The sequence below is a fragment of the Amycolatopsis sp. NBC_01307 genome (genome assembly GCF_035975215.1).
Classification (GTDB): Bacteria; Actinomycetota; Actinomycetes; order Mycobacteriales; family Pseudonocardiaceae; genus Amycolatopsis.
In genome coordinates, this window is the sequence record NZ_CP108403.1 from 9,786,091 (window position 1) to 9,809,788 (window position 23,698).

General features: G+C 69.8%; 25 protein-coding genes. 14 read left to right on the forward strand and 11 right to left on the reverse strand.

Going from position 1 to position 23,698, the window contains the following annotated elements; genetic code table 11:
• Positions 1-14 precede the first annotated feature (14 nt).
• On the forward strand, positions 15-425 hold the full coding sequence (tatB, locus tag OG439_RS44125) for a Sec-independent protein translocase protein TatB (protein WP_247061036.1): 411 nt from the start codon (positions 15-17) through the stop codon (positions 423-425).
• Between the two features lie 72 nt (positions 426-497).
• Here tatB and OG439_RS44130 read toward each other — a convergent pair whose 3' ends face one another.
• Genes OG439_RS44130 through OG439_RS44145 form a run of 4 tightly spaced genes read right to left on the reverse strand, consistent with a single transcriptional unit; the run spans position 498 to position 4,373 of the window.
• The gene (locus OG439_RS44130) at positions 498-1,643 is read right to left on the reverse strand and encodes an Mrp/NBP35 family ATP-binding protein (RefSeq protein WP_326946309.1); all 1,146 of its coding nucleotides are present in this window, start codon (positions 1,641-1,643) and stop codon (positions 498-500) included.
• A gap of 10 nt (positions 1,644-1,653) precedes the next feature.
• Positions 1,654-2,163: a DUF1003 domain-containing protein gene (locus OG439_RS44135; RefSeq protein ID WP_326946310.1), complete on the reverse strand. Its 510-nt coding sequence runs from the start codon at positions 2,161-2,163 to the stop codon at positions 1,654-1,656.
• A complete protein-coding gene (locus OG439_RS44140) occupies positions 2,156-3,454 on the reverse strand; it encodes a magnesium transporter MgtE N-terminal domain-containing protein (protein ID WP_326946311.1) in 1,299 nt (432 codons plus the stop codon). Before OG439_RS44140 ends, OG439_RS44135 begins: the two co-directional genes overlap by 8 nt.
• Positions 3,455-3,464: 10 nt before the next feature.
• Positions 3,465-4,373: an aminoglycoside phosphotransferase family protein gene (locus OG439_RS44145; RefSeq protein WP_326946312.1), complete on the reverse strand. Its 909-nt coding sequence runs from the start codon at positions 4,371-4,373 to the stop codon at positions 3,465-3,467.
• Positions 4,374-4,468: 95 nt separating this feature from the next.
• On the opposite strand from OG439_RS44145, the gene OG439_RS44150 reads away from it, so the two are divergent.
• A complete protein-coding gene (locus OG439_RS44150) occupies positions 4,469-5,380 on the forward strand; it encodes a slipin family protein (RefSeq protein WP_326946313.1) in 912 nt (303 codons plus the stop codon).
• Here OG439_RS44150 and OG439_RS44155 read toward each other — a convergent pair.
• Complete coding sequence (locus OG439_RS44155; RefSeq protein WP_326946314.1) at positions 5,377-6,072, reverse strand: DUF4190 domain-containing protein; 696 nt, start codon at positions 6,070-6,072, stop codon at positions 5,377-5,379. The two genes, OG439_RS44150 and OG439_RS44155, sit on opposite strands and share 4 nt — an antisense overlap.
• A gap of 41 nt (positions 6,073-6,113) precedes the next feature.
• Positions 6,114-6,539, reverse strand: coding sequence for a DUF4190 domain-containing protein (locus OG439_RS44160; RefSeq protein ID WP_326946315.1), 426 nt, complete (start codon positions 6,537-6,539; stop codon positions 6,114-6,116).
• Between the two features lie 140 nt (positions 6,540-6,679).
• Here OG439_RS44160 and OG439_RS44165 point away from each other — a divergent pair, with 140 nt between their 5' ends.
• The 6 genes from OG439_RS44165 (at position 6,680) to OG439_RS44190 (ending at position 13,126) form a co-directional block, all read left to right on the forward strand.
• Positions 6,680-7,876 carry an acyl-CoA dehydrogenase family protein gene (locus OG439_RS44165; protein ID WP_247061045.1) on the forward strand — a complete coding sequence of 399 codons (1,197 nt, stop codon included), beginning with the start codon at positions 6,680-6,682 and terminating at the stop codon, positions 7,874-7,876.
• Positions 7,877-8,053: 177 nt separating this feature from the next.
• Positions 8,054-8,569, forward strand: coding sequence for a general stress protein (locus OG439_RS44170; RefSeq protein ID WP_247063953.1), 516 nt, complete (start codon positions 8,054-8,056; stop codon positions 8,567-8,569).
• 243 nt (positions 8,570-8,812) lie between these two features.
• Positions 8,813-10,135, forward strand: a complete 1,323-nt coding sequence (locus tag OG439_RS44175; protein ID WP_326946316.1) for an ABC transporter substrate-binding protein — start codon at positions 8,813-8,815, stop codon at positions 10,133-10,135.
• Positions 10,132-11,103: a carbohydrate ABC transporter permease gene (locus OG439_RS44180; protein ID WP_305879371.1), complete on the forward strand. Its 972-nt coding sequence runs from the start codon at positions 10,132-10,134 to the stop codon at positions 11,101-11,103. The genes OG439_RS44175 and OG439_RS44180 overlap by 4 nt, the downstream gene beginning before the upstream one ends.
• Complete coding sequence (locus OG439_RS44185; RefSeq protein WP_247061047.1) at positions 11,103-11,942, forward strand: carbohydrate ABC transporter permease; 840 nt, start codon at positions 11,103-11,105, stop codon at positions 11,940-11,942. Before OG439_RS44180 ends, OG439_RS44185 begins: the two co-directional genes overlap by 1 nt.
• A gap of 2 nt (positions 11,943-11,944) precedes the next feature.
• A complete protein-coding gene (locus OG439_RS44190; RefSeq protein ID WP_326946317.1) occupies positions 11,945-13,126 on the forward strand; it encodes an ABC transporter ATP-binding protein in 1,182 nt (393 codons plus the stop codon).
• A 64-nt stretch (positions 13,127-13,190) separates the two neighbouring features.
• On the opposite strand, the gene OG439_RS44195 is transcribed toward OG439_RS44190, so the two are convergent.
• Positions 13,191-14,063, reverse strand: coding sequence for a hypothetical protein (locus OG439_RS44195; RefSeq protein WP_326946318.1), 873 nt, complete (start codon positions 14,061-14,063; stop codon positions 13,191-13,193).
• Positions 14,064-14,346: 283 nt separating this feature from the next.
• Here OG439_RS44195 and OG439_RS44200 point away from each other — a divergent pair, with 283 nt between their 5' ends.
• Entirely contained in the window at positions 14,347-14,541 is a 195-nt protein-coding gene (locus tag OG439_RS44200) for a PspC domain-containing protein (protein ID WP_247061051.1), read from the forward strand.
• A 69-nt stretch (positions 14,542-14,610) separates the two neighbouring features.
• Here OG439_RS44200 and OG439_RS44205 read toward each other — a convergent pair whose 3' ends face one another.
• Entirely contained in the window at positions 14,611-15,276 is a 666-nt protein-coding gene (locus OG439_RS44205; RefSeq protein ID WP_326946319.1) for a TetR/AcrR family transcriptional regulator, read from the reverse strand.
• Between the two features lie 117 nt (positions 15,277-15,393).
• Here OG439_RS44205 and OG439_RS44210 point away from each other — a divergent pair, with 117 nt between their 5' ends.
• The 5 genes from OG439_RS44210 to OG439_RS44230 all read left to right on the forward strand — a co-directional run bounded on the left by OG439_RS44210 (position 15,394) and on the right by OG439_RS44230 (position 20,872).
• On the forward strand, positions 15,394-16,893 hold the full coding sequence (locus tag OG439_RS44210; RefSeq protein WP_326946320.1) for an MFS transporter: 1,500 nt from the start codon (positions 15,394-15,396) through the stop codon (positions 16,891-16,893).
• Positions 16,894-16,958: 65 nt separating this feature from the next.
• The gene (locus tag OG439_RS44215) at positions 16,959-17,453 is read left to right on the forward strand and encodes a SigE family RNA polymerase sigma factor (RefSeq protein WP_326946321.1); all 495 of its coding nucleotides are present in this window, start codon (positions 16,959-16,961) and stop codon (positions 17,451-17,453) included.
• Entirely contained in the window at positions 17,453-18,130 is a 678-nt protein-coding gene (locus OG439_RS44220; protein ID WP_326946322.1) for a hypothetical protein, read from the forward strand. The genes OG439_RS44215 and OG439_RS44220 overlap by 1 nt, the downstream gene beginning before the upstream one ends.
• Before the next feature lie 96 nt (positions 18,131-18,226).
• Positions 18,227-20,035 carry a diguanylate cyclase domain-containing protein gene (locus OG439_RS44225; RefSeq protein WP_326946323.1) on the forward strand — a complete coding sequence of 603 codons (1,809 nt, stop codon included), beginning with the start codon at positions 18,227-18,229 and terminating at the stop codon, positions 20,033-20,035.
• A gap of 21 nt (positions 20,036-20,056) precedes the next feature.
• On the forward strand, positions 20,057-20,872 hold the full coding sequence (locus tag OG439_RS44230) for a hypothetical protein (protein ID WP_326946324.1): 816 nt from the start codon (positions 20,057-20,059) through the stop codon (positions 20,870-20,872).
• Here OG439_RS44230 and OG439_RS44235 read toward each other — a convergent pair whose 3' ends face one another.
• The 3 genes from OG439_RS44235 to corA all read right to left on the reverse strand — a co-directional run bounded on the left by OG439_RS44235 (position 20,873) and on the right by corA (position 23,624).
• The gene (locus tag OG439_RS44235; protein WP_326946325.1) at positions 20,873-21,709 is read right to left on the reverse strand and encodes a chromosome partitioning protein ParB; all 837 of its coding nucleotides are present in this window, start codon (positions 21,707-21,709) and stop codon (positions 20,873-20,875) included.
• Positions 21,706-22,356 carry a metallophosphoesterase family protein gene (locus OG439_RS44240; protein ID WP_326946326.1) on the reverse strand — a complete coding sequence of 217 codons (651 nt, stop codon included), beginning with the start codon at positions 22,354-22,356 and terminating at the stop codon, positions 21,706-21,708. Before OG439_RS44240 ends, OG439_RS44235 begins: the two co-directional genes overlap by 4 nt.
• 179 nt (positions 22,357-22,535) lie before the next feature.
• On the reverse strand, positions 22,536-23,624 hold the full coding sequence (gene corA, locus OG439_RS44245) for a magnesium/cobalt transporter CorA (RefSeq protein WP_326946327.1): 1,089 nt from the start codon (positions 23,622-23,624) through the stop codon (positions 22,536-22,538).
• Between the last annotated feature and the right edge of the window lie 74 nt (positions 23,625-23,698).

The window sequence follows — 23,698 nt, forward strand, 5'->3', positions numbered from 1 at the left end:
AGCGGAGGTTGACGGTGTTCGACAGTGTCGGATGGGGGGAAATCCTCGTCCTCATCATCGCCGGTCTTTTCATCCTCGGCCCGGAACGGCTGCCCGAGGCGGCGTCCTGGATGGCGAAGAGCGTGAAGAAGGTCCGTGACTTCGCGACCGGGGCGAAAGAGCAGCTCCGCGAGGAGATGGGCCCGGAGTTCGACCAGCTGCGCAAGCCGCTGGAAGACCTGCGCGGGCTGCGCAACTTCGACCCCAAGCGAGTGGTGACGCAGCACCTGTTCGACGGTGACAGCGACCCGCTCGGCCTCAAGGGCATCACCAACGGCGGCAACGGGACCAACGGCACGAACGGCTACACCGCCGCTCAGACGAAGCCCCAGCCGGAGCCGTTGAAGCCCGGCGAGCGGCCGCCGATCGACCCGGACGCCACGTAGCTCACCGGAAGTCCGTGAATGCCACATCGAGGGACCTGAAGTCCCTCGATGTGGCATTCACGGACTTGAGTATCAGCGCCCCGCGGGCGTCACGTTCAGCATCATCCCGGCCAGCCCGCGCGCCCGGACCGTCAGCTTCTTCGCCGCTTCCTTCAGCACCACGGACGCCGGGGCGTCGGGCGCGGACAGCACCAGCGGCGTGCCCGAGTCGCCCTGCTCGACCAGACGCGGGTCCAGCGGCACCTGGCCCAGCAGCGGGACCTCCGAGCCGATCGACTTCGTCAGCGAGTCCGCCACCGTCTGGCCGCCGCCCGAGCCGAAGATCTCCAGGCGGGACCCGTCGGCCTGCTCCAGCCACGACATGTTCTCGATGACGCCCGCGACGCGCTGACGCGTCTGCAGCGCGATCGCGCCCGCGCGCTCGGCCACCTCGGCCGCCGCCTGCTGCGGGGTGGTGACGACCAGGATCTCCGCGTTCGGGATCAGCTGGGCCACCGAGATCGCGATGTCGCCGGTGCCCGGCGGCAGGTCCAGCAGCAGGATGTCGAGGTCGCCCCAGAAGACGTCGGCCAGGAACTGCTGCAGCGCGCGGTGCAGCATCGGGCCGCGCCACACCACCGGGGTGTTGCCCGGGGTGAACATGCCGATCGAGATCACCTTCACGCCGTGCGCCTGCGGCGGCATGATCATCGTGTCGACCTTGGTCGGCTTCTCGCGGGTGCCCAGCATGCGGGGGATCGAGTGGCCGTAGATGTCCGCGTCGACGACGCCGACCGAGAGCCCGCGCTGGGCCATCGCCGCGGCCAGGTTCACGGTGACCGACGACTTGCCGACGCCGCCCTTGCCCGAGGCGATGCAGTACACCCGCGTCATCGAGCCCGGCTGGGCGAACGGGATCACCGGCTCGGTGGCCTCGCCGCGCAGCGACTTCCGCAGCTCGGTGCGCTGCTCGTCGTTCATGACGTCAAGCTCGACCCGGACGTCGGAGACGCCGGGGAGCTTCGAGACGGCGTCCTGCGTGTCCTTGGTCAGGGTCGCTTTCAGCGGGCAGCCGGCCACCGTCAGGTAGATCCCGACGGTGACGACGCCGTCTTCGCCGACGACGACGTCCTTCACCATCCCCAGGTCCGTGATGGGTTTGTGGATCTCGGGATCTTGCACGCTCTTCAGCGCGCTGCGGACGTCATCGACGCTGGGGAGCTGCTGAGTGCTGGTCACCCCGTCCATGTTACGAGCCGGTAGGAGTGCGGTTCGGTTTGGCCTTCCTGGGCTGGACGTCGAGGTCCTCCCGCAGCCGGTCCAGCTCGCCGCGCAGGTAGTCCCGGGTCGCCACCTCGCCGACCGCGAGCCGCAGCGCCGCCAGCTCCCGGGCCAGGTACTCGGTGTCGGCCTTGGTCTGCAGGGCCCGGTTCCGGTCCTCCTCCAGGGAGACGCGGTCGCGGTCGTCCTGGCGGTTCTGCGCGAGCAGGATCAGCGGCGCCGCGTACGCCGCCTGGGTCGAAAAGGCCAGGTTGAGCAGGATGAACGGGTACGGGTCCCACTGCAGCGACACGGCGGTGAGGTTCATCGCGATCCAGATGATCACCAGCAGCGTCTGCCAGAACAGGTACTTGCCGGTGCCGAGGAACCGGGCGACGCGCTCGGTGAGCCTGCCGAAGGTGTCCGGGTCGATGTTCAGCTTGAACCGGTTCTGGCTGCGGGGCTGGTCCAGCCGCCGTCCGGACGTCAGCTCAGGCACGTTCGGCCTCCAGTTGTTCGCCGGTCTCGCCGGTCGTGTCGTGCAGGCCGGTCTCGCGCCAGTCCTCGGGCAGCAGGTGGTCGAGGACGTCGTCGACGGTCACCGCGCCGATGAGGTGGTCCTCGGTGTCGACGACCGGTCCGCAGGTCAGGTTGTAGGCCGCGAAGTAGCGGGTGACCTCGGGCAGCGTCGCGTTGGGCCGCAGGGCGGCCAGCCCGGTGTCGACGGCGCTGGCCACCAGCTCCGCCGGCGGTTCGCGCAGCAGCCGCTGGAAGTGGACGACGCCGACGAAGCGCCCGGTCGGCGTCGCGGTCGGCGGCCGGCAGACGAACACCATGCTGGCCAGCGCCGGCGGCAGCTCGGCGTTGCGGATGTGCGCCAGCGCCTCGGCGATCGTCGTGTCCGGCGTGAGGACCACCGGCTCGGGGGTCATCAGGCCGCCCGCGGTGTCGGACGAGTAGGCCAGCAGCCGCCTGACCGGCGCCGACTCCTCGGGCTCCATCAGCTCCAGCAGCCGGCTCTGCTCGGCCGGGGCCAGCTCGGCCAGCAGGTCGGCGGCGTCGTCCGGGCTCATCGCCTCGAGGATGTCGGCCGCGCGCTCCTCGGCGAGGTAGGACAGCAGCTCTTTCTGGTCGTCGTCGGGCAGCTCTTCGAGGACGTCGGCGAGGCGCTCGTCGTCCATCGCGTCGGCGACCTCGTGCCGGCGCTTGAGCGGCAGGTCGCGGATCGTCGCGGCGACGTCGACCGAGCGCATGGTGTCGAACAGCATGAGCAGCTGCCCGGCGCCCTGCTGCTGGCCGGTGATGTCGGTCAGGCTCAGCCCGGCCACCTCCGCCCACGGCAGCACCTGCATCGCCGAGCGGCGGCGGCCCAGCCCGACCCGCCGCTCCCGGATGGCGAGCTTGGCCAGCACCCAGTCGCGGGTGCGGGTCGGCTCCATCCCGGCGTCGACGACGGTGACGCGGGTGTCCGAGCCGGCCAGCGACGCGTGCGCGTCCAGCAGCTGGCCGAGGACCAGGACCTCGTTGGGCCGCTGGTTGAACTGGCGCATGTTGACCGAACCGGTGGCGAGCGTGACGGCGGTCGGTTCGATCGCGGTGACCCGCAGCATCGGCACGAAGACCCGCCGCCGGGTGGTCAGCTCGACGACCACGCCGAGGATCCGCGGCGGCTGCGTGTCGAGGCGCAACCCGGCGACGAGGTCGCGGACCCGGCCGATGGATTCGCCGTCCGGGCCGAACACCGGCAAACCCGACAGCTGAGCTGCGAAAACCCTGTTGACCGCTGCCATGGCGCCGACCCTATCGGCTGGCTGCCCACGCGGCGATTTCCGGCACTGTGACGAACGCCGGGTCGTCGCTGTCCACGCCGTGTTCGGCGGACTCTTCGACCCGCCAGAGCCAGTTCTGCACCGCCCGCACCAGCGTCCAGGCGCGTGCCTTCCCGGCGTCCAGCTCCTGGGAGGCGACGATCAGGTCCATCCGTTCGTCCAGTGTGGACTCGGTGAACCGGTTCCAGAACAACGGGATCACGCCGTACTCGAGGTCGCCGGACAGCGGCTTGGGGTCGATGACCAGCCACGGCTCGCGCTGCCCGGCGAGCACGTTCTGGAAGTGCAGGTCCTCGTTCACCAGCAGGTCGCCCGAGGACGGCCCCAGCTCGCGGCAGATCGCGACGGCGTCGTCGACGAGCCGCCGGTCGAACGGCTCGCCCAGCTCGGCCCAGCGCCGGGGGAGTTCCTCGACCAGCCCCGCGGCCTCCACGCGGACGCTCCGGGTCAGCTCCGGCGGCGCGGGCACGGCCAGCCGCCGCGCCAGCCCGCCCAGGATCGGGACGGCTTCGCGCAGCGGGAGGTGATCGAGGGTGCGCCCGGCGTCGAGCCGCTCCAGCAGCAGGACGCCGTCGTCCGGCGCGGAGTCCAGCAGCAGCACCGCACCCCGGCCGGCCCATGTGGACAGTGCGACCGGCTCGTCGGTGGACTCGTCGTTGCGCCAGCCCAGTTTCAGCACCACCGGCGTGCCGTCGGCCCGGCGCGCGGGCTGGACGACGCCGACGTAGCCGTGCATCGCCTCGCCCTCGAACGTCAGGCCCCACTCGCGGGCGTACGCGGCGGCGAGAGCCGGCAGGGCGGCCAGCCAGGGGACGGCTCCGGGGCCGAGCACGCGGGGTGCGCGGGCGGCGAAGACCGGAGGCACGCGAAGGTCGTTCACGACCTCAGTCTGGCCGCCGCGTCCAGCGCGTTTCGCCCTGGTGGCCACGGGCGTACGCTGGGTTTTCAGGGGAAATCGCAACCCCGGGAGCAGCCATGGTGGTGGAGATCGTCAGCGCCGTCGTCGTACTGGGCGGAGCTTGGCTCGCGGCCGGCGTGCGCGTGGTCAAGCAGTACGAACGCGGGCTCGTCTTCCGGTTCGGCCGGGTGCGGTCCCGGGTGCAGGAGCCCGGCCTGAAACTGCTGGTCCCGTTCGTGGACCGGATGCAGAAGGTCAACATGCAGATCATCACGATGCCGGTCCCGGCGCAGGACGGCATCACCCGCGACAACGTCACCGTCCGGGTCGACGCCGTCGTCTACTTCAAGGTGATCGACCCGGTCGTCGCCGCGGTCAACGTGCAGGACTACCGCGCCGCCGTCGGCCAGGTCGCGCAGACGTCGCTGCGCTCGATCATCGGCAAGAGCGAGCTCGACGACCTGCTGTCGAACCGCGAGCACCTCAACGAGGGCCTGGAGCTGATGATCGACAGCCCGGCGCTCGACTGGGGCATCCACATCGACAAGGTCGAGATCAAGGACGTCGCGCTGCCGGAGGCGATGAAGCGCTCGATGTCCCGGCAGGCCGAGGCGGAGCGGGAACGCCGGGCGCGCGTCATCTCGGCCGACGGTGAGCTGCAGGCGTCGCACAAGCTCGCGCAGGCCGCGGCGACGATGGCCGACACGCCGTCGGCGATGCAGCTGCGGCTGCTGGAGACGGTGGTCCAGGTGTCGTCGGAGAAGAACTCGACGCTGATCCTGCCGTTCCCGGTGGAGCTGCTGCGCTTCCTCGACGCGCACACCCCGAAGCCGGCCGCGACACCCGCGGCCCCGCCGGCGCCCGTCGCGCCGGCGATTCCCGAGGCCGCGCCGGAACCCGATGCGGTGGAAGCGAAACCGGAGGCGAACGGGCACGCGGCCCCGGCGCCGCGCACCCCTGGCGACGCGGCATTGCCGACGTCCGACTAGCTGTCGAACTGGCCGTTCACGCCCAGGATGATGAACGTCGTGAAGAAGCCGACCCACAGCGCGACGACGACGTAGCCGATGATCACGGCGGCCGTGGCGACCCCGCGGCCGCCACCTTCGCCGCGGTTGGTGCGGCTCAGCGCGATGTGGCCCATGATCAGCCCGGGCAGCGCGGTGATGCCGGAGCAGAAGCCGAGGATCGAGCAGACCAGCGCGCCGATGGCGAGCGCGTTGTCCTGGGTGCGCGGGGCGCCCGGGTACGGCTGGGCGTACGGCGCCGGCGGCGCGTAGGGCGCCGGCGGCGCGTAGGGCGCGCCGTACGCCGGCGGGTACGGCTGCGCGTACGTCTGCTGCGGGTAGCCCGGGGCCGCGTACGGCGTGCCGGGGATGTGCGCCGCGGGCGTCTCGAACGCCCCCGGCGGCAGGCTCCCGGCGGCCGGGTACGGCGGCGGCGTCGTGGCACCGGTGACCGTCGTGTCGGCGGCCGTGCCGCTCGCGACGGTGTGGTCCGCGGCGGTGCTGTCCGAAACGGTGCTGTCGGCGATGGTGCTGTCCGGGACCGTGCTGTCGAACGTCGGGTCCGCGGTCGCGGGCGGTTCGTAGGACCCCGGGTCGTACGACGACGACTCGGTGGTCGACGGCGGGTCGTACGACGTGGACGGGTGGTCCTTGTCGCCGGACGGGTCGGTCATCGCGGGCCCCCTCGGTGCGTGCAGGACCTCAACTTAGCCGGTCAGCGGAAGAGGCCGTTCGCGGCGCCGACCCCGAAGAAGAGGATGAACCCCAGGATGTTGAGCGCGATCGCGGCGTAGCCGACGATGAACGCCGCCATCGCCAGGCCCTGGCCTTCCGCCTGACCGGCCTTGGCCTTGTTGTAGGCGATGTGGCCCATGATGATGCCCGCGACGCTGATCAGGAAGCACAGGAAGATGCCGGCGATCGAGCAGATCAGCGCGCCGACGGCGAGCCCGGGGCCTTCCTTCGGCTGCATCCCCATGCCGGGGTACTGCTGGCCGTAACCGGGCTGCGGGTAGCCGCCCGACGGGTACTGCTGGCCGTAACCCGGCTGCTGGTAGCCGCCCGACGGGGGCTGCTGGAAACCACCCGACTGCGGCTGCTGCTGGCCGTACGGGTCGTTCGGATCCTGCGGATAAGTCATGGTTCCTCCCCTTCCGGTCGCACTTTACGGTGCTGAGGGGGCCGGGCGTGAGCGCCCTCATAGCAGGGTCGCCCGTTTCGGGTCATACTCACCGGTAACCCAGCGCCGGGAGCGGCGTCGTAACCGGAAAGGGAGCCGTGATGGCCCGTCTCGCCCAGACCGCCGGCCTGTCCGACGTGCAGTCGGAGATCCTCGCGACCGTCCGCCAGTTCGTGGACAAGGAGGTCATCCCGCACGCGCAGGAGCTCGAGCACTCCGACACCTACCCGGCCGACATCGTCGAGGGCATGAAGGAGATGGGCCTGTTCGGGATCACCATCCCGGAGGAGTACGGCGGGCTCGGCGAGTCGCTGCTGACCTACGCGCTCGTCGTCGAGGAGATCGCGCGGGGCTGGATGAGCGTGTCCGGCGTGATCAACACGCACTTCATCGTGGCGCACATGATCACCCGCCACGGCACCGAGGCGCAGAAGCGGCACTTCCTGCCGCGGATGGCGACCGGCGAGGTCCGGGGCTCGTTCTCGATGTCCGAGCCGGACCTCGGCTCCGACGTCGCCGCCATCAAGACGCGCGCGAAGAAGACCGACGACGGCTACGTCGTCGACGGCGCCAAGATGTGGCTGACGAACGGCGGCTCGTCCAACCTGATCGCGCTGCTCGTCAAGACCGACGAGGGTGCCGAGAAGCCCCACCAGAACCTGACGGCGTTCCTCGTCGAGAAGCCCGAGGGCTTCGGCGAGGTGGCGCCGGGCCTGACCATCCCCGGCAAGATCGACAAGATGGGCTACAAGGGCGTCGACACCACCGAGGCGGTGTTCGACGGCTACAAGATCGGCGCGGACATGGTGCTCGGCGAGGCGCCGGGCAAGGGCTTCGCGTACATGATGGACGGTGTCGAGGTCGGCCGCGTGAACGTCGCGGCGCGGGCGTGCGGCATCGCGATCCGCGCGTTCGAATTGGCGGTGGAGTACGCCCAGCAGCGCAAGACGTTCGGCAAGGCGATCGCCGAGCACCAGGCCGTGGCGTTCAAGCTGGCCGAGATGGCGACCAAGGTCGAGGCGGCCCACCTGATGATGGTGAACGCGGCCCGCCTGAAGGACTCGGGCGAGCGCAACGACGTCGAGGCGGGCATGGCCAAGCTGATCGCGTCGGAGTACTGCGCGGAGGTCACGCAGGACTCGTTCCGCATCCACGGCGGCTACGGCTACTCGAAGGAGTACGAGATCGAGCGCCTCATGCGCGAGGCCCCGTTCCTGCTGATCGGCGAGGGCACGAGCGAGATCCAGAAGACCATCATCAGCCGCGGCCTGCTGCGCGAATACAAGTCCCGTTCCTGAGACCGCCACTTTCGCTGGGAAAGATGCGTCCGAAGGGCCCTCGGACGTATCTTTCCTAGGGAAAGTGCAAAGCGACTTGTCGACATGGTGGCGCGTCCGGCCTTTCGGGGTAAGCGGCTCGCACGGTCCGGGTGTTCTTGACAAGATGGACGCCCAGGACCCACGACTGCGCAGGTGATGATGGTGAGTAGTCCCTTTGGCGGGGGCCGGGCGCCCGGCAACCTGCCGCGGCTGCCGACGCCGCCGACCGGCTGGCCGATCGGGTCGTACGCGACCTACGGCGAGGCCCAGCAGGCGGTCGACTTCCTCGCGGAGAACGAGTTCGCGGTCGGCGACGTCACCATCGTCGGCGTCGACCTGATGCTGGTCGAGCGGGTCATCGGGAAGCTTTCGTGGGGGCGCGTCCTCGCCACCGGCGCGGTGTCCGGCGCCTGGTTCGGCCTCTTCGCCGGCCTGCTGCTCGGGCTGTTCGTCAACCAGGGGTTCGCGCTGCAGCTGCTCACCGGCCTGGTGCTGGGCGTGCTGTCCGGGCTGGCGTTCGCCGCGATCGGGTACAGCATGTCGCGCGGGCGCCGGGACTTCTCGTCGGCGAGCCAGCTCGTCGCGGGCCGGTACGACGTCCTGTGCCAGCCGCGGTCGGCCGAGCGGGCGCGGGAACTGCTGGCGAAGCTCGCGCTCAAACCGCCGTCGTGAGGTTTACCGCCAATATCAGGCGATAATCACAGTTCGGCATGCACTGGCCTGAATCGTTACCGATACTGCTTGCGGGGTGTGATCGCCCGGCATAAGTTGTCCGACACCAGTCGGGCGGCCCCGCCCACCAGCGTGGCGGCCCGAGCACTAGCACGTCGGGGTGCTGGCGCGGTTTCGCCTCATCGCGTCGCGGTGCCCACCGGGCACCGCGGTAACCGGCGTGCACGCGGGTGAGGAGGCCTGATGGGGAAGAGGATCGGCGCGGGCAAACGGGGGCGATCGCCCGGCCGTACCACCGCCCTGCTGGGGGCAGGGGCATTGCTGACCGGTCTCGTGGCCGGCTGCGGCTCGGGCGGTGGCACGAAGATCAACGTCTACTACGCACCCGAGGACAGTTTCCAGAAGGTCGTGGACAACTGCAACAAGGCGGCGAACGGCCGCTACGAGATCGTCTACAACAAACTCCAGCGCGGCTCGGACGACCAGCGGCTCCAGATGGCGCGGCGGCTGGCGGCGGGCGACACCGCGATGGACGTACTGGGGCTCGACGTGACCTGGGTTTCGGAGTTCGCCGAAGCCGGCTGGGTCGATGAATGGAAGGACCAGAACAAGGCCGCGGCCTCCGAAGGCGTCCTGCAGGGACCGCTCGACACCGCGACCTACAACGGGAAGCTGTACGCGGCCCCGAAGAACACGAACATCCAGCTGCTCTGGTACGACGACCGGATCACCCCGACCCCGCCCAAGACGTGGGACGAGGCGATCCAGAAGTCGCAGGAGCTCAAGCAGCTGGGCAAGCCGTACAGCATCGTCTTCACCGGCGCGCAGTACGAAGGCCTCGTCGTCTTCTACAACACCCTGGTCGCGTCGATGGGCGGGCACATCCTGTCCGACGACGGCAAGTCCGTGGTGATGGACGACGGCGCCGTGAAAGCGCTCGCCCTGCTGAAGAAGATCACCGATTCGGGGATCACCGACGCGTCGCTGACCAACTCGAAGGAGGACGACGTCCGGCAGACGTTCCAGCGCGGTGACGCCGCGTTCGAGCTGAACTGGCCGTTCGTCTACGCCTCCTACGCGAAGGACAAGGCGTCGGACGTCTCGCACTTCAAGTGGGCCGTCTACCCGCAGGCCGAGGCCGGCACGCCGGCCAAGACCACGATCGGCGGGTACGACCTCGCTGTCAGTTCGCTGTCACAGCACAAGCCCGAGGCGTACGAAGCCGCGTTGTGCCTGCGGAGCCCGGAGAACCAGAAGTTCTCGGCGATCAACGACGGCGTCCCGCCGACCATCGAATCGGTGTACCACAACGACACGCCGCTCGACCCGTCGAAGCCGGCGGGCGACGACAACCCGAACATGGCGATCAAGTACCCGATGCGCGACTCGATCCTCGACGCACTGAAGGACGCCGCGGTCCGGCCGCTGACCCCGGCCTACCAGAACGCGTCGACGGTGATGTCGAAGATCCTTTCGCCACCGGCCGAAATCGATCCGCAGGCCACCGCGGACAAGCTGCGCCAGCAGCTCAGTGACGCGCTCCAGTCGAAGGGAGTGATCCCGTGACCGTTCAGGACTCCACCCCGGCCGACACCGCCGGGGCCACCGTCGCCGAAGGAGCGACGTCCCACAAGAAGGGCAAACCCGCCCTGTCCGAGGGCAAGAAGGCCGAGCGGAAGCTCGGGCTCTGGCTGTGCGCGCCCGCGTTCGTCGTGATGATCGCCGTCACCGGCTACCCGATCGTCTACTCGATCTGGCTGTCGCTGCAGCGGTACGACCTGCGGTTCCCGGCGCAGCAGCAGTTCGTCGGCTTCGACAACTACGGCGCCGTGCTGTCCAACTCGTACTGGTGGACGGCGTTCGGGACGACCATGCTCCTGACGGTCGTGTCCGTGGCGATCGAGTTCGTCCTCGGCATGGCACTGGCGCTGGTGATGCACCGGACGCTCGTCGGCCGCGGTCTCGTCCGGACGGTCGCCCTGATCCCGTACGGCATCGTCACGGTCGTCGCGGCGTTCTCGTGGTACTACGCGTGGACGCCGAAGACCGGCTACCTGGCGAACTGGCTCGCCTCCGACGGCGCGCCGCTCACCGAGCAGTGGCCGTCGCTGTTCATCATCATCGGCGCCGAGGTGTGGAAGACCACGCCGTTCATGGCGCTGCTGCTGATGGCGGGCCTGGCGCTGGTGCCAGACGACCTGCTCAAGGCCGCCGCGATGGACGGCGCGAACGGCTGGCAGCGGTTCACGAAGGTGATGCTGCCGGTGATGAAGCCGGCGATCCTGGTGGCGCTGCTGTTCCGCACGCTCGACGCGTTCCGGATCTTCGACAACATCTACGTCCTCACCGGCGGCGCGCAGGACACCGGGTCGGTGTCCATGCAGACCTACGACAACCTGGTCAAGGGGCTCAACCTCGGGATCGGGTCGACGATGGCGGTGCTGATCTTCATCACGGTGGCGATCATCGCGTTCATCTTCATCAAGGTGTTCGGCACGGCCGCACCGGGTTCGGATACTGGGGGTAAGCGCTGATGGTGATGGGAACCGTCACGACGGGCCGCAAGCTTCGCTGGGGGCTCGTCGACATCCTCGTGCTGGTGTTCGCGCTGGTGCCGGTGCTCTGGGTGGTCTCGCTCTCGTTCAAGACCAAGGACACGCTGACCGACGGGTACTTCATCCCGCAGTCGTGGACCTGGCAGAACTACGCGGACATCTTCCAGACGTCGGAGTTCCTGCTGGCACTGGTCAACTCGATCGGCATCGCGATCATCTCCACGGTGATCGCCGTGGTGCTGGGCACGATGGCCGCCTACGCCATCGCCCGGCTGGAGTTCCCCGGCAAGCAACTGCTGGTCGGGCTCTCCCTGCTGATCGCGATGTTCCCGCAGGTGTCGCTGGTGACGCCGCTGTTCAACATCGAGCGGAACCTGGCGCTGTTCGACACGTGGCCGGGGCTGATCCTGCCCTACATCACGTTCGCGCTGCCGCTGTCGATCTACACGCTGTCGGCGTTCTTCCGGGAAATCCCGTGGGAGCTGGAAAAGGCGGCGAAGATGGACGGCGCGACGCCGGCCCAGGCGTTCCGGAAGGTGATCGCGCCGCTGGCCGCGCCGGGTGTGTTCACCACCGCGATCCTGGTGTTCATCTTCTGCTGGAACGACTTCCTGTTCGCCATCTCGCTGACGTCGACCACGGCGTCGCGCACGGTGCCGGCGGCGCTGTCGTTCTTCACCGGGTCCTCGCAGTTCGAGGACCCGACCGGGCAGGTGAGCGCGGCCGCGGTCGTGATCACCATCCCGATCATTGTGTTCGTGTTGTTCTTCCAGCGTCGCATCGTGGCGGGGCTGACCTCCGGTGCGGTGAAGGGGTAGTCATGGCAGAAATCGTCCTCGACAAGGTGTCGAAGAAGTACCCCGACGGCGCGCTCGCGGTGTCCGAAGTGGACATCACCATCGGCGACGGCGAGTTCCTCGTGCTGGTCGGTCCGTCCGGCTGCGGGAAGTCGACCATGCTGAACATGGTGGCGGGCCTGGAGGACATCTCCTCCGGCGAGCTGCGCATCGACGGCAAGCGCGTCAACGAGAAGGCCCCGAAGGACCGGGACATCGCGATGGTGTTTCAGTCCTACGCGCTGTACCCGCACATGAGCGTCCGCGAGAACATGGCCTTCCCGCTGCGGCTGGCCAAGGTGGACGACAAGACGGTGCGGGCGAAGGTGGAGGAAGCGGCGACGATCCTCGACCTGACCGCGCACCTGGACCGCAAGCCGGCCAACCTCTCCGGTGGCCAGCGCCAGCGCGTCGCGATGGGCCGGGCGATCGTCCGCAACCCCAAGGCGTTCCTGATGGACGAGCCACTGTCCAACCTGGACGCCAAGCTCCGCGGCCAGATGCGGACGTCGGTGTCGAAGATCCAGAAGCAGCTCGGCACGACGACGCTGTACGTCACGCACGACCAGACCGAGGCCATGACCCTTGGCGACCGGGTCGTGGTGCTGCGCGGCGGTTTCGTGCAGCAGATCGGTGCCCCGCAGTTCCTCTACGAGAACCCGGCGAACCTGTTCGTCGCGGGGTTCATCGGCTCGCCGTCGATGAACTTCGTGCCGGCCACGCTGGAGAACAACGAGCTGCGCACGCCGCTCGGCACCACCCCGCTGACGGACCGGATCCGGCAGCTGGTGGAGAAGGCGGACGCGCCGCGCGAGGTGCTCGTCGGCATCCGGCCGGAGCACTTCGAGGACGCGGCGCTGGTCGAAGCCGGCCAGAAGACGGGCGGTGGCACGTTCACCGCGCACGTCGACGTCCTCGAGTCGATGGGGTCGGAGAAGTTCGCCCACTTCACCGTCGAAGGGGAAACCGCCACGTCCGCGGAGCTCGCGGAACTGGCGGCGGACAGCGGCTCGGCCGACGTCCCGGGGTCGGCGTCGCAGATCGTGGCCCGGCTCTCGGCGGAATCGGCCGCCAAGGAGAACTCGGACCTGCAGGTCTGGTTCGACGCGGACAAGGTCAAGCTCTTCGACCCGGCCAACGGCAAGAACCTCACCTACGAGGACTGAACGGTAGTGCCGTGAAGGGCACCCTCAGGGACTCCAAGTCCCTGAGGGTGCCCTTCAGGGCGTTTCAGGCCTTCGGGAGCCGTGAGTAGATCGACGTCGCCGCGGTGCGGGCCAGTGCGCACGTGCCGTCGCCGGCCGTGCCCGCCGTCTCGACCACGCTGATCTCCGCCAGCTCACGGCGTCCGGGCAGGCCCGGTGCCGGCTGCGTGCTGTCGACCAGGCAGAACACGCCCGCGAGCCGGACCTGGGCCGCGCGGCCGCCGAGCGTCTCGACCGGGCCGTTCGTGCCCGCGGTGTCCACGGTGAGCTTGAAGCCGACCTTGCCGCGGATGCAGCTGTGCCCAGCCAGCCCGATGGTCGGCTGGCTGCCGGCGCCGGCGGGGTCGTCGAGGTCGTGGCTGTCGAGCAGCGCGCAGGGCGCGACCCGGCCCCACGAGCGCTCGGGGAACGTCAGCCGCCCGACCTTGCCGGCGGTGACCGCGGCGAGCACCGAGCCGACGGTGGCGTCCGCGGTCTCGCAGCGGCCGGGCTGGTCGGCGGGACCGCTGTCGGTCACCGACACGTCCAGCCGGTTGCCGTCGGCGAAGATGATCGTGCGGGTGCAGGCGGTGTGGTCGTTGAACATCGACTGCTGCACCGAGACGCCGTCGGGCACCGGCCCCGCGTAGTCGTAGGGCTTGATGTTCGGGTCGGAGTCGAAGGCCAGCGGCCCGACGAGGATCGTGCGCCAGCCGAGGTCGGCCTGACAGCTCTCGAACGTCGGCACGGCGACGGCGCCGGCCGCGACCTTGGGCACGTCGAGCATGCTGCAGTAGTCGACGGTGCCGAAGTCGCCGAGCGCGGCGGACGCGGTCAGGGGCGTCGGCCCCGAGCCCTCGGCCGGGTCGGACGCGGCCTGCGTGGTGGCGCAGCCGGCCGAAAGCAGGGCGCAGATCATCACGACGACCAAAGATTTCCAACGCGGGTACACGGGGTGCAAGTATCACCACATCCAGCCGAAAAGCCACCCCTGACGGGGACATCTCTCACTATTTTCCGCTGGGTGAGCGACAAACGCGCAGGTCCTCGGTTTTCCGCTGCGCGAGCTGCGGTTTCCGCAGTGCCTGAAGGACTTTCGCTTTCGCCGTCCCCTAAGGGAACGATCCTTCCCGCGAGTGATGCGGAACCGGGTGGCCGGGTGGTGAAGTGGGTATATCGGAAGTTCGAGGAAAGGGAAGACGATGAGCGCACCGGTCACCCGGCGACTGAGCCGCCCCCGCCACGGCCGCATGATCGCCGGCGTCTGCGCCGGTCTCGCGCAGCGGTACGGCATGAAGCCCAACACGGTCCGGCTGCTGGCGGTGCTGTCCTGCCTGCTGCCCGGCCCCCAGTTCGTGGCCTACCTCATCCTGTGGGCGGTCATCCCGGCCGAGTGACGGGAGCGGGGAAGCCGAACCAGGCGGGAGCTACGACACCCGCCTGGTTTTGTTGTGCCTGCCGGGTCCTCAGGGTCGCCAGGAGCACATCGCTTCGTCGATCTCCTGCTCGTCCAGCGGCGGGTGCGGCAGTTCCGTCGCCTTGCCGGGTTCCGCGCGCAGGCCGTCGAGCAGCATGCCCAGGCACCGGCGCCACAGTGACGGGTCCACCGCGCACGTGAACTCGACCACCGAGCCGACCATCATGTGCAGCAGGGGGATGTCGGTGGGGGCGAAGTCGGCGCGCAGGCCGCCCGCCGCCTTGGCCCGCTCGACGAGCTGTGTGATCAACGGCACCATGCGGGCTTTCGCGTCCGCGACGTGCTCGTGGCCGAACTTGTTGGACAGCATGATCTCGCGCAGCCCGCGGTCCGTCGAATGCAGCTCGGCCGCCTTCCACGTGAAGCTGACGAACGCTTCCCACGCGTCTTCGGCCTTCAGCGCTTCCGCCGCGAGGTCGCCGATTTCCTCCATGCGCTCGGCGAACATGGCTTCGACCAGGTGTTCCTTGCTGGGGAAGCGCCGGTAGACCGTGCCGACGCCGAGGCCGGCGTGGTGCGCGATGTCGTCGAGGGTGGCTTCCAGGCCGCGTCGGCCGAAGACCTCGCGGGCGGCCTGGAGGATGCGGCGGCGGTTCAATTCGGCGTCACGCCGCAGCGGCCGCGCCGGTGCGGCGGGACTCGCGTCCCGTGTCATGCGTCCCACTCTACCAATGAAGTAGAGGCACCTTCTCCGGTTCTTGTGTACGTTGGGCCACGTAAGGGGAGATACCTACTCCACATAGCTTCCTGATCACTTTCAGTGAGGACACCCATGACCGAGTCCACGCTCGTCGTCGCGCCGTCGGGGGACGCGCGCGCCGCCGAGAACCCCCACCACGCCAGACGGTGGCTGATCCTCGTGATGATCGGCCTGGCCCAGCTGATGGTCGTTCTCGACGCGACCGTCGTGAACATCGCGCTGCCTTCCGCCCAGCTCGACCTGGGCTTTTCCAACGACGCGCGGCAATGGGTCGTCACGGCGTACGCGCTCGCGTTCGGCAGCCTGCTGCTGCTCGGCGGGCGGCTCGCGGACCTCTTCGGCCGCAAGAACACCCTGCTCGTCGGCCTGGCCGGCTTCGCCGCGGTGTCCGCGTTCGGCGGCGCGGCGAGCAACATCGAGATGCTCCTGATCGCCCGTGCGGCACAGGGCGTGTTCGGCGCGCTGCTCGCGCCGGCCGCGCTTTCGCTGCTGACCACGACGTTCACCGACCCGAAGGAACGCGGTCGCGCGTTCGGCGTGTTCGGGGCCATCGGTGGTGGCGGCGCGGCCGTCGGCCTGCTGCTCGGCGGCGTGCTGACCGAGTACCTCGACTGGCGCTGGTGCATGTTCGTCAACATCATCTTCGCCGTCGTCGCCTTCGTCGGCAGCTCGGTCCTGCTGCGCAACCAGCGTGACGCCGGCCCGCGCCCGAAGCTCGACCTGCCCGGCACGGTCACCGCGTCCGCGGGCCTGTTCGCGCTGGTCTTCGGCTTCGCGAACGCGGAATCGGACTCGTGGTCGTCGGTCTCGGTGTGGGGCTTCCTCACGGCGGGTGTGGTGCTGCTGGGCGTGTTCGTGTGGCTGCAGCAGCGCGTCTCGCACCCGCTGCTGCCGCTGCGCGTGCTGCTCGACCGCAACCGCGGCGGCTCGTACCTGGCGATGTTCCTGCTCGCCATCGGCATGTTCGCGATCTTCCTGTTCCTGACGTTCTACGTGCAGCAGAACCTGAGGTTCACGCCGATCCAGAGCGGTGTCGGGTTCCTGCCGATGGTGGCGACGCTGATGCTGGCCGCCACCACCGCGACGGCCGTCCTGCTCCCGCGCTTCGGCCCGCGGCCGCTGGTGCCGACGGGCATGGCGATCGCGGCGGTCGGGCTGTTCTGGCTCAGCCGCATCGACCTCGAAAGCACGTACGCCAGCGGGGTCCTCGGCCCGCTGCTGGTGATGGGCTTCGGCATCGGCCTGGCGATGGCGCCGGCGATGAGCGTCGCGACGTTCGGCGTCGAGGCGCACGACGCCGGGGTCGCGTCGGCGGCGGTCAACACGATGCAGCAGGTCGGCGGCTCGATCGGCACGGCGCTGCTCAGCACCCTCGCGGGCAACGCGGCGTCGTCGTACCTCGCGGGCAAGGTGCCGACGCCGCAGCTGGTGGCCGAAGCCTCGATCGAGAGCTACACGACGGCGTTCACCTGGGCCGGCTTCATCTTCGCGGCCGGCGCGGTGCTCAGCGGCCTGCTGCTGCGCTCGGGCGCGCCGAAGGGTGAGGCGGCGCCGGGCGTCGTGCACATGTAGGTCAGCTTGAACCTTCCCGGCCCTCCGCGCACTAGCAGGGGTGAGAATGTGCGAAGGAGGGCCGGGTGGGGGCGTCGAGAGAGCTCGATTTCAGCGAGTACTCCGCCGCGCGGGTGCAGCGGTTCCGGCGGGTGGCGTTCGCGCTCTGCGGGGACTGGCACAGCGCCGAAGACCTCGTGCAAGCCATGTTCGTCCAGCGGTACCGGCGGTGGCGCCGGGTGCGGCCGGACACCGCCGACGCCTACGCGCGGCGCATCCTGCTCAACGCGTTCCTCGCCGGGCGCAGGAAAGCGGGCCGTGAGCACGTGACGTCCGAGCCACCCGAACGGGCGGCTCCACCGGACCACGACAGCCACGTCCGCCTCGACCTCGAGCGCGCACTGACCGGGCTGACGCCGCGGCAGCGCGCGATGGTCGTGCTGCGGTTCCTCGAAGACCTGCCGGTGGCCGAAGTCGCGGCCCTGCTCGGTGTCGCCGAAGGCACCGTGAAGAGCCAGACCGCCCGCGGAGTCGAGGCGCTGCGCGCCGCCCTCCCCGCGCCGATGACGGAGGAGCGGTGATGGAAGACCTCGACGTCCGGTCCGCGCTCACGGCGTACGTGACCGAAGACGAACCCCCGATCGGCCTGGACGGCGCCGAGATCCTGGCGCGGGGCCGCCGCTCCCGGCGCAACCGGCTGCTGGCGGCGTCGGCGGGGGAGACGCGGGCGCAGATCGTCGACCGGCTGAGCTGCGTCGTCGACAACGCCGTGCGCTCGATGCTGCCGCCGGGAGCGAAGGTCGAACGCCTGACGATCCCGGGGGAAACGCCGCCGCCGAACCCGTTCCACCTGATCGCCGACCCGGTGGGGACCGCGCCGCGGGACGCCCTGTTCCACATGGGCGTCCGGGTCACCGACGAGCGGGGCACCGGGTCGGTCTACTTCCTGGCGCTGCTCGACGACGCTGCCAGCGGCGGCGCTTCGTCGATGGTGCGGTGCGGCACCGCCGTCCCGAACCAGGTGAGCTGCGAAGTCGAGCAGCTGAAGGAAGGCGGCCTGCGGAAGGTGACCGAGCGCGCGAACGGCGTGCTGACGTACCGCGCGTCGCTGACCGCGCCGGGGATGAACGTCGAGTTCTGGTCCAGCAACAGCGGTGTCCTGGAACAGAAGGGCGTCCCGCTGCCGGTCCAGCGGCCGGAACCGACGTTGAACGCCGTACAGGTCAGGGGGTTGGCGCTCACGCCGGGCCTCGGCTGAAGATCCACTTTGGACGGGGCACCCGATCGGGTGGTAGACACCGAACTGTTCGCATGGTGCGGTGGAAAACCCGATCGAGTGCGAAGGGGTGAAACCTTGCGGGAGCCTGAGGTGGCGCCGGATCTCGTCGACGCCGCCCGGCGCCTGGCCACCGCGATGGCGGGGGCCGGAGCCGCCGACCGGGAGGCGATGGCCGTCGGGTTCGCGCGGGAAGTCCTGGCTTCGCGGGGTGCCGAAGCGCGGTTTGCCGCGTTCTACGAACATTGCCCGTCCGGCGTCGTTCTTGTCGACCCGGAAGGTGTTGTCGGGGCGGCGAACCCGGCGTTCCTGCGGCTGGCGCACGCCGCCGGGGAAGCCGGACTCGTCGGCACGCGCGCCGAAGACCTCGGGGCGACCATGCGGGACCGCTCGGCGTTGCGCGCGGCGCTGGAGTCCGGCGACCGGGTACTGGACCGGCTCGCGATCCACTCCCGGCCCGAGGCTTCGCGCGTCGTCCGGCTGACGGTCAAGACGCTGCCCGGCGAGCGTGACCAGTACCCGATCCTGATGTTCGAGGACACGCACGAACTTCGGCAGCTGCAGGAGACCATCCAGCACCAGAGCCTGCACGACCCGCTGACCGGCCTGCCCAACAACGCGCACTTCCGCTCCAAGCTCGAAGGGATGCTCGCCGACCACGGCCAGGGCCGGATCGCGTTGCTGTTGCTGGACATCGACGGCTTCAAGGTCGTCAACGACGGCCTCGGCACCGAGGTCGCCGACCAGGTGCTGCGCGGCGTCGCGGGAACGTTGCGCGAGGTTTTCGCGCCGGGCAAAGGTTTTGTCGCACGTCTCTTCGGCGACGGCTTCGCGGTGGCGCTGCGCGGCGACCTCGAGCCGGCGTCGGTGGTCAAGCTGGTCGAGCAGACGATCGCCGAGCTGGCCAAGCCCGTCTACGCGGACGGCGTCGGAGTCGGGGTGAGCGCGAGCGCGGGCATCGTCGTCGCGGAGGTGCCGGGGGCGGAGCACGGCGAGCTGATCCGTTCGGCGGAGGTGGCACTGCACCGGGCGAAGGAGCTCGGCAAGGCGCAGTGGGTGCTGTTCGACCCGCGGTCGGGCCAGGCCGACCGCGACCGCTACCGGCTCGCGTCCGCCATCGCCGGGGCGCTGGAGCTCGGCGAGATCACCGTGGTCTACCAGCCGCACGTGGTGCTGCCGGACGCCCGGATCGTGACGTCGCTCAACGCGGCCCTGCTGTGGAACCACCCCACTCGCGGCCGGCTGCGCGCGGAGGAGTTCTACCCGCTCGCGGAGACGACCGGCATGACGGTCCCGCTGGGCAAGCACCTGCTGGCGAAGGCGCTGGAGACGAAGGCGAGCTGGGTGTCCAGGTTCGGCGACGGCTCCCCGATGGTGTGCCTGACGCTGCCCCGCCGGATGGCCATCGACGCCGACCTGGTCGGCATGGTCCGCGCGGAGCTGGACCGGGCGGGCCTGGAGCCGAGGCACCTGATGCTGTGCGCGGACGCGGAGTCCCTGATCGACGACCGCGGCGACCTGGTCGAGGCACTGGGCCACCTGGCGCGCCTGGGGGTGCTGTTCATCCTGAACATCACGGGCCTGCCGGAGCTGGAACTGGTCCCGGCCCACGCGATCCCGGCACCGGCGGTGATGCTGCGAGGCCCGATCGTCGACGTCCTGGCCGCGGACGACGCCCCGGCGTGGGCCCGGCGGAACGTGCGCCAGCTGGTGGAGCGCGCGGAGGAGATGGGCGTCAAGGTGGGCGCGTACGGGGTGGTCTCCCAGACACAGGCGGAGCTGCTGTACGGGCTGGGGGTGGTGGTCGCCTCGGGCAGCTACCAGCCGGAGTACCAGACCAGCTCGGAGGCGGAGACCTGGGTGGGCCGCACCTTCCCGATGGGCTGAACGGCCTGGGAAGATACCGGAGTGCTGGAACTCTGGGGGACCTTGCCGGACGGCGACGTGGTCGCGTCCACAGTGGATGCTTCCGGCCGGATGATCGCGCTGTACGCCGACGGGACCCTGCTGGTGGACGGAACGCCGTCCGGCCGGGTGACCGATCCGGGGCAGTACCCGATGATCGACGCCGCAGGTGAGGGCTTCGTGCTGGTCGACCGCCGGTGCCAGGTCCGGCGCGGCCACGAGGCCCCGCGCAACGGCCGGATCCTCGACGCCGCCGGCCGCACCGTGACGGAGTTCCACGCCGGTGACGGGATCGAAGCGGTGGTCACGGGCCCGGGCGGGGACATCTGGATCAGCTACTTCGACCAGGCCTCGATCCTCGACGGCGGCGAACGCCGCAGCAACCCCGGCCTGATCCGGTGGACCTCTGCGGGTGAGCCGGCGTGGCGCGCGGAGCACGAACCAGGTCTCTACTGGATGGACTGCTACGTCCTCAACGTGGCGGAGCGGCGGACCTGGGCCGTGCCCTACACCGCGCTACCGCTGGTCGAAGTGGGTCTCGACGGGATCCGCTCGGTCCGGAAGTCACCGCTGCGGAGGCCACGCGGGGTGGCCGTCTCCGGCGCCGAGGCCGTGTTCCTCTCGATAGCCGGTGAGCCCGACGGCTTCTACTGGCACCTCGAACCCGCCCGCCTGACCGAGGACGAGGTCGTGCCGGGAGATCCGGTGCCACTCGCGCTGCCGGATGGGACCGGTCTCAGGAAGCCGCTGCGGTGGGTGTGCCGTAGTGACCGGATCTGGCTGCTCCAGGGCCACACCTGGTACGTCCTACGGCTCTAGCTAGCGCTTCGTCCGCAGCTGCTCGATGACCTCGTCGTCCCACCGGTGCGTGCGGATCAGCCGGTACCGCTCCGCGGCCACCCACATGTACGCCTCGGCGTCCGTCCTGTCGCCCACCATGCCCGCCTGCCGCAGCATGGCCACCACCGGGACGTACTCCTCCTCGAACCAGCGCTGGGCCACGCTCGCGCGGTCGCAGAACTTGCCCTCGTCCTGCATCAGCCGGAACCCCCATGCCTCCACGTGCTCGCCCAGCTTCGCGTAGTCCCACGGGTCTGACACGATCACCGACGCCCGCGCGTGGCCCGTCAGCGGGACGCGCTCCAGGAACAGCCTGCGGTAGTCCTTGACGATCAGGTCGCCGCGGTAGCGGATGCCGCTCGGGTCGAGCTTGGTGCGGACCACCGTCACCGATGCCTCTATTGTGGACAGTCCCTGCGCGTGGGCCACCGAGACCCGGTGGTGGCCGTCGATGATGAAGTGCAGCTCGCCGACCCGGTAGACCTCGATCGGCGGGATGTCCTCGCCGCGGCGGGCGGCCAGGGCCAGTCTTTCCCAGCGCTCGCGGACGCGGCCCGACGTCGGGCGGAAGCGGCGGTCGAAGTCGCGGCTGCGGTCGACCGTGCCGGCGATCGAGTCCAGCTTGATCACCCGCAGGCCGATCCGGCTCTCGCCGAGGTAACCGAGCGCCTCCACCACCTCGTGGAACGGCAGCATGATGTTGACGTCGTCGGGCTCGCGGCGCAGCCACGTCGACAGCCGCGAAAGCACCTGCTGACGCCGGGCGCGCAGGAAGTCGCTTTCGGCGTCCGCGCGCGGGAATCCCGTTTCCTTCATGAGAACTCCATGATCCGGTGGCCCACCACGTTGCGGATCCGCGTGTCGCCGACGACCCGGTCGGGCACCGGCTCGCCGTGGGGGTGGATGTGACCGTGCAGCAACCACTTCGGGCGCAAGCGGTCGATCGTCTCGTGCAGGCAGGAAAACCCGCGGTGCGGCGGGTCCTCGCGGTCGCCGAGGTCCAGCGGCGGCGAGTGCGTCAGCAGGACGTCGACGTCACGGCCGTCGCGCCGGCGCCGGCTCCGGGCGCGCCGCTCCAGCGCGCGGGACCGGCGCGCCTGCTGGCGTTGCGTCCACTGGTTCGGCCCGTCGTTGTAGCGGATCGACCCGCCGAGACCGGCGAACCGGATCCCGGCCACGTCGACGACCCGGCCGTCGGCGTTGACGCCGCCCGCCGGGCCCGGCCAGACCGTCGGGAAACCGTCCTTCATGGACAGTCCGCCGTACCGCGTGTAGCCGGTCAGGTCCGGGTCGTGGTTGCCCGGCACGAACACGCACGGCGCGTCCAGGGTGCTGGCCAGGAAGGCCAGGTAGTCGTAGGGGAGGTCGCCGGCGCCGATGACGAGGTCGACGGGGCGGGTGCGGACCGCGTCGGTCCACAACCGCTCGTCCACCTCGTCCGCGACCACCAGCGCTTTCGGCACGCCCCCAGGGTACGACGCCGGGCGCTACTTCATGCCGTGCGCGAACCCGGGGTCGGCGACGATGACGAAGGTGATGACGAAGATCCAGAGGAGGCTGAGCGCGAGCGCCCAGGCCTTGAGGTTGGACAGCATGCGAGGCATCACGAATTCTCCGATTCCGGCGTAAAGAAAAAGGGGACCTAGAGCCAGCCGTTCTTCCGGAATATTCGGTACAGCAACAGGCAGATCGCCAGGATCACGGTGATCACCAGCGGGTACCCGAACTTCCAGTGCAGTTCGGGCAGGTAGTCGAAGTTCATGCCGTAGATCCCGGCGATCATCGTCGGCACGGTGATGATCGCCGCCCACGACGTGATCTTGCGCATGTCGGTGTTCTGCTGCAGCGAGATCTTCGCGACCGTCGCGTCGACCAGGGTGGACAGCAGCTCGTCGAACGCCGCGACGCGCTCGGACACGGTCGTGAGGTGGTCGGCGACGTCGCGGAAGTAGGAGCGGACCTCGTCCGGCACCAGCCGCGTGTAGCCCTCGGCCAGCCGCTGGACCGGCGTCGCCAGCGGCATCACCGCCCGGCGCAGCTCCAGGACCTCCCGCTTCATCAGGTAGATCTGCTCGGCGCTGACCAGCGAGCGCGGCGCGAAGACCTGCGCCTCCATCACGTCGATGTCGTTCTCGATCCGGCCCGTGACGTCGAGGTAGTGGTCGACGACGTGGTCGGCGATCGCGTGCACGACCGCGGCGGGCCCGAGCTGCAGCCGCTCCGGGTCGTCGTCCAGCTCACGGCGCAGCCGGGCCAGCCCGGAGTGGTTGCCGTGCCGGACGGTGATGACGAAGTCGCGGCCGAGGAACACCATCAGCTCGCCGGTCTCGACGATCTCGTTGGCCGTCGTCGGCGACTCGTGCTCGACGTACCGGACGGTCTTGACCACGAGGAACAGCGTGTCGTCGTAGCGCTCCAGCTTGGGCCGCTGGTGTGCTTCGAGCGCGTCCTCGACGGCCAGCTCGTGCAGCCCGAACGTCTCCGCGATGCCCTGGATCTGGTCGGCGTCGGGCTCGTGCAGCCCGATCCAGACGAACCCCTCGTGGCGCTTGCGGACCTCTTTGATCGCCTCGATGTGCGTCCAGCGGCCGGGTACGCGCTTGCCGCCGACGTACACCGCGCAGTCCACGACGTACGCGGACAGCGGCACCGGGATCGGCCGGACGGGGACGCCTTTGGCCCGGCTGTTGCCGCGGCCGCGAAGGCCGCCGAGCGAGGGAATGGCAGGCATGAGGTCTCCTGGGCGTCGTGCGTGGTCGTGCGAGGACGACTGACCAGGCGGAACGGGGTCCGCCCGGCAACACC

Bases quoted from the DNA above. Each gene is read 5' to 3' on its own strand.
- OG439_RS44155 (WP_326946314.1), bottom strand. From the start codon at position 6,072: ATGACCGACCCGTCCGGCGACAAGGACCACCCGTCCACGTCGTACGAC.
- OG439_RS44205 (WP_326946319.1), bottom strand. From the start codon at position 15,276: ATGACACGGGACGCGAGTCCCGCCGCACCGGCGCGGCCGCTGCGGCGT.
- OG439_RS44195 (WP_326946318.1), bottom strand. From the start codon at position 14,063: ATGATCTGCGCCCTGCTTTCGGCCGGCTGCGCCACCACGCAGGCCGCG.
- OG439_RS44160 (WP_326946315.1), bottom strand. From the start codon at position 6,539: ATGACTTATCCGCAGGATCCGAACGACCCGTACGGCCAGCAGCAGCCG.
- OG439_RS44185 (WP_247061047.1), top strand. From the start codon at position 11,103: ATGGTGATGGGAACCGTCACGACGGGCCGCAAGCTTCGCTGGGGGCTC.
- OG439_RS44190 (WP_326946317.1), top strand. From the start codon at position 11,945: ATGGCAGAAATCGTCCTCGACAAGGTGTCGAAGAAGTACCCCGACGGC.
- OG439_RS44235 (WP_326946325.1), bottom strand. From the start codon at position 21,709: ATGAAGGAAACGGGATTCCCGCGCGCGGACGCCGAAAGCGACTTCCTG.
- OG439_RS44200 (WP_247061051.1), top strand. From the start codon at position 14,347: ATGAGCGCACCGGTCACCCGGCGACTGAGCCGCCCCCGCCACGGCCGC.
- OG439_RS44150 (WP_326946313.1), top strand. From the start codon at position 4,469: ATGGTGGTGGAGATCGTCAGCGCCGTCGTCGTACTGGGCGGAGCTTGG.
- OG439_RS44210 (WP_326946320.1), top strand. From the start codon at position 15,394: ATGACCGAGTCCACGCTCGTCGTCGCGCCGTCGGGGGACGCGCGCGCC.
- OG439_RS44175 (WP_326946316.1), top strand. From the start codon at position 8,813: ATGGGGAAGAGGATCGGCGCGGGCAAACGGGGGCGATCGCCCGGCCGT.
- OG439_RS44220 (WP_326946322.1), top strand. From the start codon at position 17,453: ATGGAAGACCTCGACGTCCGGTCCGCGCTCACGGCGTACGTGACCGAA.
- OG439_RS44165 (WP_247061045.1), top strand. From the start codon at position 6,680: ATGGCCCGTCTCGCCCAGACCGCCGGCCTGTCCGACGTGCAGTCGGAG.
- corA (WP_326946327.1), bottom strand. From the start codon at position 23,624: ATGCCTGCCATTCCCTCGCTCGGCGGCCTTCGCGGCCGCGGCAACAGC.
- OG439_RS44170 (WP_247063953.1), top strand. From the start codon at position 8,054: ATGATGGTGAGTAGTCCCTTTGGCGGGGGCCGGGCGCCCGGCAACCTG.
- OG439_RS44140 (WP_326946311.1), bottom strand. From the start codon at position 3,454: ATGGCAGCGGTCAACAGGGTTTTCGCAGCTCAGCTGTCGGGTTTGCCG.